This window comes from Filimonas lacunae (assembly GCF_002355595.1).
GTDB classification, from domain to species: Bacteria; Bacteroidota; Bacteroidia; order Chitinophagales; family Chitinophagaceae; genus Filimonas; species Filimonas lacunae.
In genome coordinates this window covers 5,067,620-5,080,874 of sequence record NZ_AP017422.1, presented here as the reverse complement: position 1 = coordinate 5,080,874, position 13,255 = coordinate 5,067,620, and the positions used below count along the sequence as shown (strand labels likewise).

Here is a 13,255-nt window from a genome sequence, read left to right as displayed (position 1 = left end):
CCCCTTTTTTCAACCCTAAACCCTTAAAAAACTGATATTAAAAACGAAAAACCCTGCCGGTTATTGTGGCAGGGTTTTAATTTTTTGCTTAGAAACGTTCTAAACCAGAGAAGAAGAAGTTTCCTTCGATGGCTGCGTTTTCATCGCTATCGCTACCGTGAACCGCGTTTTCTCCGATAGAAGAAGCGAAGTTTTTACGGATAGTACCAGCATCAGCTTTAGCAGGATCAGTTGCACCGATCAGCGTTCTGAAATCAGCTACCGCATTGTCTTTCTCCAGAATGGCTGCTACGATAGGACCGCTGCTCATGAAAGATACCAGCTCGCCGTAAAATGGTCTTTCTTTGTGTACTGCATAAAACTCGCCGGCTTGTGCAGTGCTCAGGTGAATCCATTTCATTGCTTTTACTTTAAAACCAGCTTTGATAATCTGGTCCAGTATAGCGCCGGTATGCCCTTTAGAAGTAGCATCAGGCTTAATCATAGTAAATGTTCTGTTACTCATATAAAGTGTTATAACTTTTCGCCGGCAAAAGTAGTAAAAATTGCGAAGGCCGCTAACCGCCTAAATAATATTTGAAGGAATGACCCGAATCCCTGAATTTTGCCGGCACTGTATGCAAAGTATTGAATATTTTTTCCCATTACTGGCTAAGCCGCACAAGGCTGTAATTACCATGCATCAAAAGCCGGATGGCGATGCTATGGGGTCTACTTTGGGTTTATATCACTTTTTAAAAGCACTGGGGCATGAGGTGGTGATTATTTCGCCAACCAACTGGGCCAGCTTCTTAAACTGGATGCCCGATTGTAACAAAGTGATTGATTATGAAGCTAATAAGGAGAAATCAGCCACAATAGTAAATAATGCCGATTGGCTGTTTTGCCTGGATTTTAACGTGCTGCACCGTACCAAAAACATGGAGCAGTTGCTTACCCAGGCTAAATGTGTTAAAATATTAATAGATCACCACCAGCAACCACAGGAAGAAGCTTTTAACTATGGCGTTAGCGACACTGCTAAAAGCAGTACCTGCGAAATGGTATATGATTTTATAGCCGCTTCGGGTTATGCCGATAAGCTGGACGTAACTATTGCCACCTGCCTGTATACGGGTATTATGACCGATACCGGTTCGTTTCGCTTTCCGGGCGCATCTGCCCATGTGCACCGTATTGTGGCGCATTTTAAAGATCTGGGGCTGCAACATTCCCCCATTCACCAGAACATTTATGATAGCTCACTGGAAAACAGACTGCGTTTATTAGGTAACGCCCTGTTAAACCGCATGGAGATATTATATGAATATAACACTGCCATTATGGTAGTGCCCAAAAGCGATTTATTGAAGTTTGACGCCAAAACCGGCGATACAGAAGGGTTGGTAAACTACCTGCTTTCTATACAGGGTATTAAAATGGGCGCCCTGGTAATTGATCGTGACGAAGAACGTAAATGGAGCTTCCGCAGTAAAGATGGTTTTGATGTAAACGCCTTTGCCCGTGAGCATTTTGAGGGAGGTGGCCATAAAAATGCTGCCGGCGGTCGCAGCAGCGATTCGCTGGATGTAACAGTTCGCAAATTCAAACAAGTTATACAACAATACGAAGCACAACTACAGTAACATGAAGCAATTACTATTTGTAGCCGCCATGGCAGCTACATTCACTGCATGCCAGGTGAAATACGAAAAAACTAAATCTGGCTTATTGTACAAGATCACCAAAGGCAAAGGCGGCGAAAAGCTGGGCGGCGGTGACTTTATCAAATTCAATATCACTTACGCTTTACCTGAAAAAGACACCGTTTTAAACACTACTTACGGTAAAATTCCAGGTTACGCTATGGTAGATACCAGCCAGCGTGCCAAATTCACTTTCATGGAAGTGATACCACAATGTTCTGTAGGTGACAGCATTGCTTTCAACCTGAGCATTGATACCTTAAAGAAACTGGGCGCTATTCCTGAATACAACAATGTATTTACCAAGGGTGGTATGATACATGGTACTGTAAAAATCTTAGGTCGCTTTAAGTCTGAAGCAGAAACTACCGAAGATTACAAGAAAGAAATGGAATTGGCCAAAACAAGAGACGTAAAATCAGTAGAAGACTACCTGACTAAAAAAGGCATCAAAGCGCAAAAGACCAAATCCGGTGCGTTTGTAGAAATCACTGTTCCTGGTGATGCTGCTTTAAAAGCTGATTCCGGCAAACAGGCTTCTATTATGTATAAAGGTACTTTAATGTCTAACGACAAAGTATTCGATACCAACATGGACACTTCTATGCACCACACCGATCCGTTTAAACTGGTTGTAGGTGTTGGTCAGGTGATTAAAGGCTGGGACGAAGCTTTACCTTACTTTGGTAAAGGCGGTAAAGGTAAAATCTATGTTCCTTCTATGCTGGGCTACGGTCCACAGGGCATGGGTGCTATCCCTCCTTCTTCTAACCTGGTGTTTGAAGTAGAAGTACTGGACGTTACTACACCTCCTCCGCCAGCAGCTGGCCCTGCTATGCCTGGCATGCCACCACACGGCGCTGTTCCAGGTGGTGCACCACATGGCGCTCATCACTAGTATAAGCTTTATCCGTATAAAAAAGGGAGTTGCAGCAATGCAGCTCCTTTTTTGTTGCTGGTACCGCAAACGCTTGCAGGGGAACAGTTTCAGAAAGTGCCGCCGCCGGTAGATGCCCCCAGTTTACGGGACAACAGCGTGACTGGTAATACTTTATTTTTAGAGTATAGCAATATCCTGTTTGTATAAAGAATTTAATGTAGATTTTATACTTTCATAACAACAAGGAAACAGGGGAAAGCTTATTTTACAATACCAAATCCAAATAATCCCCCATGTTATCCCTGAAGCGTGCAATACCCCTGTGCCTGTTACTTTGTGTATTCTATCAACTGAATGCGCAGGTGGTAACACTGGACAATGCTTTTTCACACAACGACTACTGGCGTAAAAATCCTTTATATGATGCATTGTCTAATGGCTACACGTATGTAGAAGCGGATGTGTATTTGCGGGGCGAGAACCTGGTGGTGGCACATCTGTTACCCTGCCTGAGAAAGAAGCAGACATTGGAGCGTTTATACCTGGAACCATTGTTAACCGGAAGCTATAAAGATGGTAAGGAATTACCCGATCATCCGATCACTTTACTGATAGATATTAAATCCAACGCAGAAAGAACTTACCGTGTACTGGAGGTGCTGCTGGAAAAATACAAATCTATTATCACCAGCTACGAAGATGGGGTGGTTACCAAGCGCAAGGTAACGGTGGTAATAAGCGGTCACAGACCTTATAACACCCTGCTGGCGCAAACCAGCCGTCGTGCCTTTATTGATGAAGATTTAAAAAAGCTTACCCGCGATTCGGTAATAGCACAAACTACTGTTACTGCCAGCTGTAAATACAAACGCCTGCTTTCGTGGTCGGGCAAGGGTGATTTACCAGCCGGACAACGCGCCAGGCTGTGCCGTTTTATACAGATAGCGCACCGCAACGATGAAAAGGTAAGATTGTATGCTGCGCCGGAAAATGCCAAAGTATGGGAAGCCCTGCTTACCTGCGGCGTTGACTTAATCAATACCAACAAGATCGTTAAACTTAAAGAATTTCTGTTGTCGCGCGAAATGCAACAACCGGTATCTGGTTTGTAGGCGTGGTTACAGGTGTTGCATCAGTTGTATTGCCTGCATGGCTTCTTTCACATCGTGTGCCCGTAAAATAACCGCACCGTTTTGCAGCCCCACGGTATGTAAAACGGTGGTGCCGTTTAAAGCTTCTTCGGGTGTAATATGCAGGGTTTTGTAAATGGTAGATTTGCGGGAGATACCCAGCAAAACAGGTTTTTCCAGTATTTGCAACAAATGCATCTCTTTTAACAGCTGAAAATTATGGGCTATGGTTTTGGCAAAGCCAAAGCCAGGGTCGATGATCACGTCATGAATACCTGCCTGCCTGCAGGCTTCCAGCCGTTCTATAAAAAAATCCAATACTTCGCGGGTCACGTTTTCGTAATGGGCAAACTGTTGCATGGTTTCGGTGGTGCCTTTCATATGCATGCACACATAAGGCAGTTTCAGGCCGGCTACCGTATCCAGCATAGCCATGTCGAGCGTGCCGCCGCTTACATCATTAATAATGCAGGCACCTGCTTCGGCGCTTTCCCTGGCAACCTGGGCAAAATAAGTATCTACTGAAATAAAGGCTTCCGGAAAACGCTGGTGTATGGCAGCAATTACGGGTACTACACGGGCAGCTTCTGTGGCGGCATCTACCTGTGGTTTACCGGGGCCGGTGCTTTGTCCGCCCAGGTCTAATATAGTAGCTCCATCCGCCAGCATCTGTTCGGCCTGTGCCAGGGCGGTATCTATATTTTGCTTTCTGCTATCGCTGTAAAACGAATCGGGAGTGGTGTTGATAATGCCCATAACAACCGGGCGGGTAAGCGCTAATAAACGGCCATTACAATTGAGTGTATATGCACTGCTTTTTCGTTGTACCATGTGCAAAAGTAAACACATTGTAGGATAAACGCTTATTTTTGGGCTTCTTACAAACCACATCAAAAGCAACCGATTATGGCTGATACCAGCACGCAGTACGATGAAATAGTGGAAGCAGGCATGGATATTTTTGTGAAAAAGACGAAAGACTATGGCACCTCGTGGCGGGTATTGCGTACCATTTCTGTAGTAGACCAGATTTTTATTAAAGCTTTGCGCATTCGCACCATACAGGAGAAAAAGCAGCAGAAAGTAGCGGATGATATCTCTTCTGAATTCAAAGGCATTATCAATTACGGTGTAATAGGGTTGATTCAGTTACAGCTGAACAATCCCGCAGTAGAAGACGTACCTGCTGAAACAGCCGCAGCCTGGTACAAAGAACAGATAGTGGTGGCTAAAAACACCATGCTGAATAAAAATCACGATTACGGAGAAGCATGGCGTAGTATGAGCCAGGAAAGTTTTGCCGACCTGATATTGGTGAAACTGCTGCGCATTAAACAGATACTGGCTAATGACGGCAAAACGCTGATCAGTGAAGGCATTGACGCTAACTATATCGACATTATTAATTATGCCGTGTTTGCATTAATTCTGTCGTATGAGAAAAATAACTTAATTTAACCGATACCCTTAATCAATTGTAGCATAATGAAAGTTGTATTGACTATTATACGTTGGATAGTAGGATTGTTGTTTATCTTCTCCGGCTTAATTAAAGCCAACGATCCATTAGGATTGAGTTATAAAATGCAGGAGTTTTTTGAAGTGTGGGGCTGGGATGCTTTTCATAACTACACCCTTTTCTTCTCTATTGTAATGAACGTGTTTGAGGTGCTGGCTGGTGTGGCTATTATTATAGGCTGGCGCATACGCCTGTTTACCTGGTTGTTGCTGCTGCTGATTATCTTTTTCACCTTCCTTACCGGATATGCTTTGTTATCGGGCAAAATAAAAACCTGTGGTTGTTTTGGCGACTGTTTACCGTTATCGCCATTGCAATCTTTTATGAAAGATATTTTTCTGCTGGTGCTGATTCTGGTGCTGGTGTTTAAGCAAAAGGCTATTGGTACGCTGCCTTCTTCTTCGGCTTTAGCCGGACTGGTGCTTACTGTGGTGGCTACCGGTGGTTTACAGTGGTATGTGTTGCAATACCTGCCTATTGTGGACTGTTTGCCTTATAAAAAAGGTAATAACCTGGTGAAACAAATGGAAGTGCCAGCGGGTGCGGTGATCGACAGTTTTGCTATTACTTTCCGTTATAAGAAAGCAGGCAAGGAGGTAGAGTTTGATGCCAACAATATACCTGCCGACCTGGACTCTACTTATGAATATGTAGACAGGTACGATAAGCTGATTAGAAAAGGCAACGCAGTGGCCCCGATTGAAGACTTTAAACTTTCCAGTGAATCTGGTACGGATACTACCAACGCTATTTTACAGCAACCGGTGCCTTATGTGCTGGTAATGGCGCAAAATTTTGATAACTGGGGTAAGGCTTCTGTAGTGTTTGATCAGTTGCTGGCCGAAGCCAGAACCTGGAATATGCCGGTGATTGTGGCTACGCCTTTACCGGATGCTGCTGCCAAACTGTTTGACAAGAACAAGGTAACTATAGTAGGTTTGGATGCCACCGTATTAAAAACCGCCGCCAGGGTAGTACCTACCTTCTTTTTAATGAAGCGGGCGGATATCCTGGACAAGAAGAGCTATAAGAGCGGCAATTCTTTCCTGGAGAGTATGCGGAAAACACACCTCTAAAATAACAACACATGCTTCAGCTACTCCTACGCAAAAGTATATATGGCTTGCTGGTACTGGTAGGAGTAGTGATGCTGGTGTTTGTGCTGTTTCAGGGCTTTGGCGATCCTGCCCGCCTGGTGCTGGGCCAAACCGGCGACAGCGCCACTATTCAAAACATACGTAAAGAGCTGGCGTTAGATCAGCCCCGCTGGAAGCAGTTTCTGCTATATGCAAACGATGTATCGCCCATCAGCATTTACACGGCTGATGCTATCCAATCTAAACAACTCAAAGGCTTTTTTATAGGAGGTAACACCCGCATAGGGGTGAAGTTGCCCTACCTGCGCCGGTCGTACCAAACCAAAAGGAACGTATCGGACATGTTACTGCAGGCATTACCGCAAACCATAGTGCTGGCGTGTATAGCTATGTGCATCGCTACTATTGTGGGGATATTATTGGGCATTCTGGCTGCGGTAAAACAAAACACCTGGTGGGATGGGGCAGCCATTTTTACCAGCATACTGGGTATTTCGGCCCCTTCTTTTTTTATGGGCATTGTGCTGGCTTATATTTTCGGTTTTGTGTTATCTGATTATACCGGCCTGCATATGACCGGCAGCTTGTTTGAAGTTGATACTTTTACCGGCGAACACCTGCAACTGCGCAATGTGATTTTGCCGGCTATTACTTTGGGAATCAGACCATTGGCGGTAATAGCACAACTTACCCGCAGCGCCATGCTGGATGTGCTGGACCAGGATTACATACGTACTGCTTATGCCAAGGGGTTAACCCGTTGGCAGGTAATTACCCGGCATGCCCTGCGTAATGCCTTAAATCCGGTAGTAACAGCCATTACTGGGTGGTTTGCCGAGCTACTGGCAGGTGCCTTTTTTGTAGAATACATTTTTGGCTGGAACGGGATAGGCAAGATGACGGTAGATGCACTGGAAAAACTGGATTTTCCGGTGGTAATGGGCAGTGTTTTAGTAACAGCATCTTGTTTTATTGTTGTAAATTTACTGGCAGACTTGTTGTATGGCATTATAGATCCCAGAGTAAGAATCAATTAATCCTTAGCCTGGCCTTTTTGTGGCTTTCTTTTTGCATTAAATCCTCCACTTCACAAATTGTCAATCGCTGGTAAAAACCAGCATAAACCGAAGCGCTATGTGCACCGTATCTAAACTCCTGTCCAGGCAGGGAATGAAAAGCAATTACATTGACGCCAATGCCACCGTTCTGGAAGCGTTAAGCGCCATGGAATGCGAAAATTTAAGTTACCTGGTGGTTATGTACCAGGGCAAGTATGTGGGTATTTTTTCAGAACGCGATTATGCACGAAAGGTGATTTTACAGGGGCGCTATTCACAATCAACCCTGGTTAAAGAAGTGATGTCTGCTGATTTGCCGGTTGTTAGCAGTAATGACGATGCCGAATATTGCATGATGCTGATGAATGCCTATAAAGCCCGCTACCTGCCGGTGTTTGACGATTTTGAATTTAAAACAGTAATTACCGTGAACGACCTGGTGCGTGAAGCCTTACAGGATAAAGCCCTGGCTCCCATTGTAGAGGAAACTATTAACAATGGCTGGGTAGGTGAAGGATTTAGCACAAGGAAATTTATATACTAAGCTATTCCGCCTGGAAAGCAAAGGGCCGCTATATACAGGAAACTTCCTGCAATAGCGGCCTTTGTATTTGGGGGGATTTTATTGGATGAACTTGAATTAACGAAGCAGGTTAATGTCTCCTTTTCGTATTACCTGGTTGCCGTTGGTTAATGTTATTTTGATGGCATACACATAAATGCCTACCGGTTGCGGCTTGCCTTTGTAGGTTCCATCCCATGCCGCGTTGCTATCGCTGCTGGAAAAAATCAGTTCGCCCCATTGGTTAAATACTTTCAGCTGCATGCTTCTGATAATGTTGCTGTATACTTTAAACACATCATTCTTTCCATCTGCATTAGGTGTAAACACATTGGGTATATACACTTCGGCTGATAAGGTTTTGCCTGTTGCTGCACCTGCTGCACTGTTCTGGCAGGTTTGAACGCCCAGGGCTATTACCCGTATGCTGGCTTCCGTCATAGGCGTGAGGTCGGTAACCGTATGTGACAGGCCCGAAGGATCGTTAGGTGTTTGATATGTGCTATTGTTTACAGATACCTGGTAGCCTGTAGCGCCTGTTACCGGTGCCCAGCTGAAAGTGATGCTGTTGAGTGTAGTAGTGGTAACAGTTACCACCGGCTGTGCCAGCACAGTTAATACCGTAGCGGAAACAGCAGTGCGGGGTGTGCTTTTGCAACCTGTGGCGCTGATAGCTTCCACATAATAGGTGGCGCTGGCTGATAATGCGCCGGTGCTATAGCTGGTGCCGGGTGCTGTGTTACTGAGTGGCGTGCCGCCGGTGTTGCTGGTATACCAGGCATAGGTAGCGCCGGTAGCCGGGTTCTTTACGGTGAAGGTGGCTGTTTGATTAGGGCATACAGATTGATCGTCTACCTGTGGCGTAGTGGCGGCTTCTACAGCCTGTATGGTGGCGCTGGTGGTGTAAGTACAGCCTGCGTGGGTAACAGCCAATGTGTAAGTGTCTCCGGATAAATTAGTAATGCTGGCTGTGGTGGCAGCAGAAGGCGTCCACAAATAGGTATAAGGCGTTACGCCACCTGTTACTCCGGCGCTGACAGAGCCGGCATTAGGATGGTCGCAATCTGGTTGAACTGTAGTTACTGCTACATGCAAGGTATCGGTACCGAAAGTGAAATATACTTTATCTGTTAAATGCACCGCCGTAGCTAACTGTCCGCTGATGCTTTTTAAAGGATAGCTTACTGTAGCAGCAGCGGGGAAAGTATTGTCAGCGCTCACCAACAGGCGGGTAGCATTAGCAGGTACATCTGTAGCATTTACTGCTATGGTAACAGAGTCAATACCGCTGCCTGTTTTTTGCACTTTCCATATACGGGCCATATGCACTAATTGATTATCGGGAGAGCAGCGGGTTATCTGGGTAGAGAGGCCATTGTCTGCCGTTAATAAAAAGGAATTGTCTGTTGCTATCGTATTGCTGTTGGTAGCGTTTGCTGTGGGCAGGCTGGTATATCCAAAACCATTGTACAGGCTAATGAGTGCATTGTTGTGCATGCTGCGTGATTGCTTTTGCTGCAGACCCGATGCATCGTCGCGACCTATGCCGGTAATGTTATACCAATAACCCGTGTTAGCGGTAGTGTCCCATAACACTGTTCCGGTAGCTGCCACATAATTAAGATTATAGAAGGAGTGTTTTTTAGTTAAGGTAATTCCATATTTAATAGCCAGGTAGCTTTCTACTTTATTTTGATCCGCATCGGAAAGCAGGGTGTTAAAAGTGATGAGTTCGGCAATGCCACAACTCATGTTTTGTGCGCCTGTAGTAGTGGCATCACTGCCGAGGAAGAAACCATATGATATAGAAGGTGTGTAACTATAGCCATCGTAAGGGGCATCATAACGGTGTGTGATGGCTATGGAATCGCCATTGCGTCTGCCATTGAAAAATTTGTCGGTAGTGGCTTTGTCTACACCTTTAGCAGTAAGTAAAATACCGGAGGTTTCCGGATAGGTAGGAGCAGGGGAGGGAAGTGGTGCGCCCCAGTTATAATAATCGGCCGTGCTGCCCGAAATACCATCGCCTGTTTGAATACGAAAGCCGGGTTTAAACTGGTACGCAATGGAAGAGTTGGTAACACTATTTTTATAAGTAAAACTACTGGGGTTGCCATCGGCAATAGTGCGGTAGGTGTTAATAACCATAAATATACTGCCATTATTACCCAGCAGATTGTCGGTATTAGAGGTGTTGTATAAAACCGTATTACTGGTTTTGCTAAACTGCACAAAGGGATTAAAATTAAAACTGCCGTTTGTGGTGTTAGTGGCCGTAAAAACGGGCTGGCGGCTGGCAGTGGCCTGGGTAATGGAAAACGTGCCTTTTTCACTGTTCCATTGCGACACCCCATTAGTGGTGGTGTTAGGTATAATAATATTGCCTGTGGTATTGGCTTTAAACCAGGTGGTAAGTGACCCGGATACACCACCCGGCCACTGGCCAAAAATACAGGTTACTGTTAGGGTGAGGCATGCACATAATAAGGCAATACCTCTAACAGGGTTGCTTACAGGTGTGTTAAGCATAAGTTGTTTTGTTAGTTTGGTTGCTGAATAAAAAATCAATGATTAGCAATATCCTATATATATTCTTCCACTCCCTGAACTTACCGGGGACAAAAAGAGGACAATGGAGAAGGGGGAAAGGCTAAACCATGCAGATACAATGGTTTATTGTTGGATTGATTGGTTGGCAGAAAGTGTATTTTTCATTTTTTACCAAGGTTAGTCGCAGTTAGTTCAATTCCGCCTGAAAGGATATGCAGGCGGAATTGAAGACGCTATAGCTATTACTGTATCACCACTTCGGTGATCAGTTTTTCGCCCAGGGCTTCGTTTACCCTTTGAATGATCTGGGGTTTCTGGTAGTGTAACTCTTGTTTTAGTGGGCCTACGCTGGTGCGTATGAACAGGGTGTTGTTGATGATCTGGATTTTTTCGGTGTATTTCGAGATGGTTTTACCCATCAGTTGTTCCCATACTTCTTCTATCTGAACGGCGCGGATACCATTCTTTAGCCTGCTCTTTTGAATAAACGCCTTCATGGCATCTCCTAATGACATTTCCATAGTGCAAATGTAGTTTACAATTGAACGAGTTGGTAGACAACTGACAAATCTGTAAAAGCTTTTTCCAGGCGCTCTTTATGGGTATCAGTAATAAATACCTGGCCTTCTTCTTCTACACAAACGCGGTGCAGTAAATTATGCATACGACTGGCATCCAGTTTTTCAAAAACATCGTCCAGCAGCAACACCGGGGTAAAGCCCTTATGCTGCTTCAAGGTAATGAATTCTGAAAGCTTGATGGCAAATAAAAGGCTTTTACGCTGTCCCTGGGAGGCTATATTTTTAAATATAAGTCCATTCATGAAAATGTCTATATCATCTTTATGAATGCCGCAGGTAGTACGTTGCAAATGCATGTCGCGCTGACGGTTCTGTTGCAGCAGGGTAGCAAGTGGTGTGGTGTTAAGTTGACTATCATATTGTAGCTGTACCAGGTCGTCTTTTCCGGCTATGTGCGTGTATTGTTGTTGCACCAGCGGAATAAACTGGTCAATAAAACTCCGCCGCCACTGGTAAATGGCATCACCGCGCTCGCACAGCTGAATATCCAGTATTTCCAGTAGAGAGTGGTCTAGTCGCCGGTGTTCAGCGGCGGCTTTCAGCAGGCTATTGCGTTGTTGTAATATCTTATTATAGGCGATCAGCTGTTGCAGGTAGCCGGGAAATAGTTGAGAAAGCAGGGTGTCAAGGAATTTTCTTCTTTCCTCACTGCCGCCGGTGATCAGTTCGGTATCGTCGGGGGCTATCATTACAGCCGGAAACAGGCCAATATGGTCAGAAAATTTTTTATACTCCTCGTCGTTGGCGTAAAATTCTTTTTTGTTGTTCTCCCGTACAATGCACACTAATTTTTCGTCGGCCCCGTTTTTGGCCAGTTGTGCTTCCAGTCGCAAACCCTGTAACCCGTGGTGAACATTTTGTCCATCGGTACGTGAAAAATAGCTACGGGTAAAGCATAAATAGTACACTGCATCCAGCAAATTGGTTTTTCCACTGCCGTTTGCGCCACAAATACCCACTATCCGCTCCGAAAAATCAAACGATTCAAACAGGTAATTTCTGAATTGGGTTAACGCGATATGCCGGAAAGAGAACATGCGCAAAAATAATTAATATACCCTCCCCGTGCCGGTTTGAGATATATTACCCGGTGATTTAATTTATACCCTGCACTTTTTAAGCTTTAACTCCTATATTTGCCCCTCAAATTTTAATGACTGTGGCTACAAAGTTTTCCAAAGAAACTTATTTATACTGGTACGAGCTCATGCAGCTTATACGTCAGTTTGAGTTGAAATCAGAAGAAATGTATAAGATGGCTGGTAAGATTCGTGGTTTTTTCCACGTTTACAACGGTCAGGAAGCTATTGCCGCTGGTTGTATGACCGCGACTAAGCAAGAAGATCCATTCATCACGGGTTACCGTGACCACGGTTTGGGTTTAGCAAAAGGCATGAGTCCGAACGCTTGTATGGCTGAACTGTATGGTAAGGCTACAGGTTGTGCGAAAGGTAAAGGTGGTAGCATGCACTTCTTCAGTAAAGAACATTACTTTTTTGGTGGACATGGTATAGTAGGCGCTCAAATTGGTACTGCTACCGGTTTGGCTTTTGCTGAAAAATACAAAGAGTCCGGTAACGTAGCTTTAGGCTTTTTTGGTGATGGCGCTGCCCGTCAGGGTATGTTGCACGAAACCTTTAACCTGGCTATGACCTGGAAGCTGCCTGTAATTTATATTTGTGAGAACAACCAATACGCAATGGGTACTTCTATTGAAAGAACCTCTAACGTAGTGGATATTTATAAACTGGCTGAAGCTTACCAGATGCCTTCTGAAAAGGTGGACGGTATGTCTCCTGAAGCTGTTCACGAAGCAGTAGCACGCGCGGCTAAAAGAGCACGTGACGGCGAAGGTCCAACCTTGCTGGAAATTAAAACTTACCGCTACAAAGGGCACTCTGTTTCTGATCCTCAGAAATACCGTACCAAAGAAGAAGTGGATGAGTATAAAGCAAAAGATCCTATCACACAGGTTCTGGCTACTATTAAAAAGAACAAGTACGCTACAGAAGCAGATATCGCGGCTATCGATGCCCGTATCAACGCAGTAGTGGAAGAGAGCGTTAAATTCGCTGAAGAAAGCCCATGGCCTTCTGATGACGAACTGCTGAAAGACGTTTATGTTGATCAGAACTATCCATTTATTGTTGACTAATTAACGGTTGCCTTTTTAATTTTAAATAACAAGTATAC

General features: G+C 44.7%; 13 protein-coding genes. 8 read left to right on the top strand and 5 right to left on the bottom strand.

Annotation, left to right across the window (positions count from 1 at the left end):
• Positions 1-88: 88 nt before the first annotated feature.
• On the bottom strand, positions 89-505 hold the full coding sequence (locus FLA_RS19960; RefSeq protein ID WP_076379249.1) for a nucleoside-diphosphate kinase: 417 nt from the start codon (positions 503-505) through the stop codon (positions 89-91).
• 112 nt (positions 506-617) lie between these two features.
• On the opposite strand from FLA_RS19960, the gene FLA_RS19955 reads away from it, so the two are divergent.
• The 3 genes from FLA_RS19955 (at position 618) to FLA_RS19945 (ending at position 3,677) form a co-directional block, all read left to right on the top strand.
• Positions 618-1,625 (top strand): DHH family phosphoesterase, encoded by a 1,008-nt coding sequence (locus tag FLA_RS19955; protein WP_076379248.1) that lies wholly within the window; start codon positions 618-620, stop codon positions 1,623-1,625.
• A 1-nt stretch (position 1,626) separates the two neighbouring features.
• Complete coding sequence (locus tag FLA_RS19950; RefSeq protein ID WP_076379247.1) at positions 1,627-2,583, top strand: FKBP-type peptidyl-prolyl cis-trans isomerase; 957 nt, start codon at positions 1,627-1,629, stop codon at positions 2,581-2,583.
• Positions 2,584-2,858: 275 nt separating this feature from the next.
• Entirely contained in the window at positions 2,859-3,677 is an 819-nt protein-coding gene (locus FLA_RS19945) for a PI-PLC domain-containing protein (RefSeq protein WP_076379246.1), read from the top strand.
• A gap of 6 nt (positions 3,678-3,683) precedes the next feature.
• Here FLA_RS19945 and folP read toward each other — a convergent pair whose 3' ends face one another.
• Positions 3,684-4,526, bottom strand: coding sequence for a dihydropteroate synthase (gene folP, locus FLA_RS19940; protein ID WP_076379245.1), 843 nt, complete (start codon positions 4,524-4,526; stop codon positions 3,684-3,686).
• Between the two features lie 75 nt (positions 4,527-4,601).
• Here folP and FLA_RS19935 point away from each other — a divergent pair, with 75 nt between their 5' ends.
• The 4 genes from FLA_RS19935 (at position 4,602) to FLA_RS19920 (ending at position 7,913) form a co-directional block, all read left to right on the top strand.
• Positions 4,602-5,153 (top strand): DUF1599 domain-containing protein, encoded by a 552-nt coding sequence (locus tag FLA_RS19935; protein ID WP_076379244.1) that lies wholly within the window; start codon positions 4,602-4,604, stop codon positions 5,151-5,153.
• 27 nt (positions 5,154-5,180) lie between these two features.
• Positions 5,181-6,290: a BT_3928 family protein gene (locus FLA_RS19930; protein ID WP_076379243.1), complete on the top strand. Its 1,110-nt coding sequence runs from the start codon at positions 5,181-5,183 to the stop codon at positions 6,288-6,290.
• A gap of 11 nt (positions 6,291-6,301) precedes the next feature.
• Positions 6,302-7,348, top strand: a complete 1,047-nt coding sequence (locus FLA_RS19925; protein WP_076379242.1) for an ABC transporter permease — start codon at positions 6,302-6,304, stop codon at positions 7,346-7,348.
• A gap of 97 nt (positions 7,349-7,445) precedes the next feature.
• Positions 7,446-7,913 carry a CBS domain-containing protein gene (locus tag FLA_RS19920; protein ID WP_076379241.1) on the top strand — a complete coding sequence of 156 codons (468 nt, stop codon included), beginning with the start codon at positions 7,446-7,448 and terminating at the stop codon, positions 7,911-7,913.
• Between the two features lie 96 nt (positions 7,914-8,009).
• On the opposite strand, the gene FLA_RS19915 is transcribed toward FLA_RS19920, so the two are convergent.
• The 3 genes from FLA_RS19915 to recF form a co-directional block, all read right to left on the bottom strand.
• Positions 8,010-10,460, bottom strand: coding sequence for an Ig-like domain-containing protein (locus FLA_RS19915; RefSeq protein ID WP_076379240.1), 2,451 nt, complete (start codon positions 10,458-10,460; stop codon positions 8,010-8,012).
• Between the two features lie 263 nt (positions 10,461-10,723).
• Positions 10,724-11,002: a DUF721 domain-containing protein gene (locus FLA_RS19910; RefSeq protein ID WP_084206229.1), complete on the bottom strand. Its 279-nt coding sequence runs from the start codon at positions 11,000-11,002 to the stop codon at positions 10,724-10,726.
• Positions 11,003-11,016: 14 nt separating this feature from the next.
• Entirely contained in the window at positions 11,017-12,099 is a 1,083-nt protein-coding gene (gene recF / locus FLA_RS19905; protein WP_076379239.1) for a DNA replication/repair protein RecF, read from the bottom strand.
• A gap of 122 nt (positions 12,100-12,221) precedes the next feature.
• Between recF and pdhA the strand changes: the two genes are divergently transcribed.
• Complete coding sequence (gene pdhA / locus FLA_RS19900; RefSeq protein ID WP_076379361.1) at positions 12,222-13,217, top strand: pyruvate dehydrogenase (acetyl-transferring) E1 component subunit alpha; 996 nt, start codon at positions 12,222-12,224, stop codon at positions 13,215-13,217.
• Positions 13,218-13,255 lie beyond the last annotated feature (38 nt).

Coding starts and splice junctions, on each gene's coding strand:
- FLA_RS19945 (WP_076379246.1), top strand. CDS start 2,859: ATGTTATCCCTGAAGCGTGCAATACCCCTGTGCCTGTTACTTTGTGTA.
- FLA_RS19960 (WP_076379249.1), bottom strand. CDS start 505: ATGAGTAACAGAACATTTACTATGATTAAGCCTGATGCTACTTCTAAA.
- FLA_RS19935 (WP_076379244.1), top strand. CDS start 4,602: ATGGCTGATACCAGCACGCAGTACGATGAAATAGTGGAAGCAGGCATG.
- FLA_RS19930 (WP_076379243.1), top strand. CDS start 5,181: ATGAAAGTTGTATTGACTATTATACGTTGGATAGTAGGATTGTTGTTT.
- FLA_RS19910 (WP_084206229.1), bottom strand. CDS start 11,002: ATGGAAATGTCATTAGGAGATGCCATGAAGGCGTTTATTCAAAAGAGC.
- FLA_RS19920 (WP_076379241.1), top strand. CDS start 7,446: ATGTGCACCGTATCTAAACTCCTGTCCAGGCAGGGAATGAAAAGCAAT.
- FLA_RS19955 (WP_076379248.1), top strand. CDS start 618: ATGCAAAGTATTGAATATTTTTTCCCATTACTGGCTAAGCCGCACAAG.
- recF (WP_076379239.1), bottom strand. CDS start 12,099: ATGTTCTCTTTCCGGCATATCGCGTTAACCCAATTCAGAAATTACCTG.
- FLA_RS19950 (WP_076379247.1), top strand. CDS start 1,627: ATGAAGCAATTACTATTTGTAGCCGCCATGGCAGCTACATTCACTGCA.
- FLA_RS19915 (WP_076379240.1), bottom strand. CDS start 10,460: ATGCTTAACACACCTGTAAGCAACCCTGTTAGAGGTATTGCCTTATTA.
- folP (WP_076379245.1), bottom strand. CDS start 4,526: ATGGTACAACGAAAAAGCAGTGCATATACACTCAATTGTAATGGCCGT.
- FLA_RS19925 (WP_076379242.1), top strand. CDS start 6,302: ATGCTTCAGCTACTCCTACGCAAAAGTATATATGGCTTGCTGGTACTG.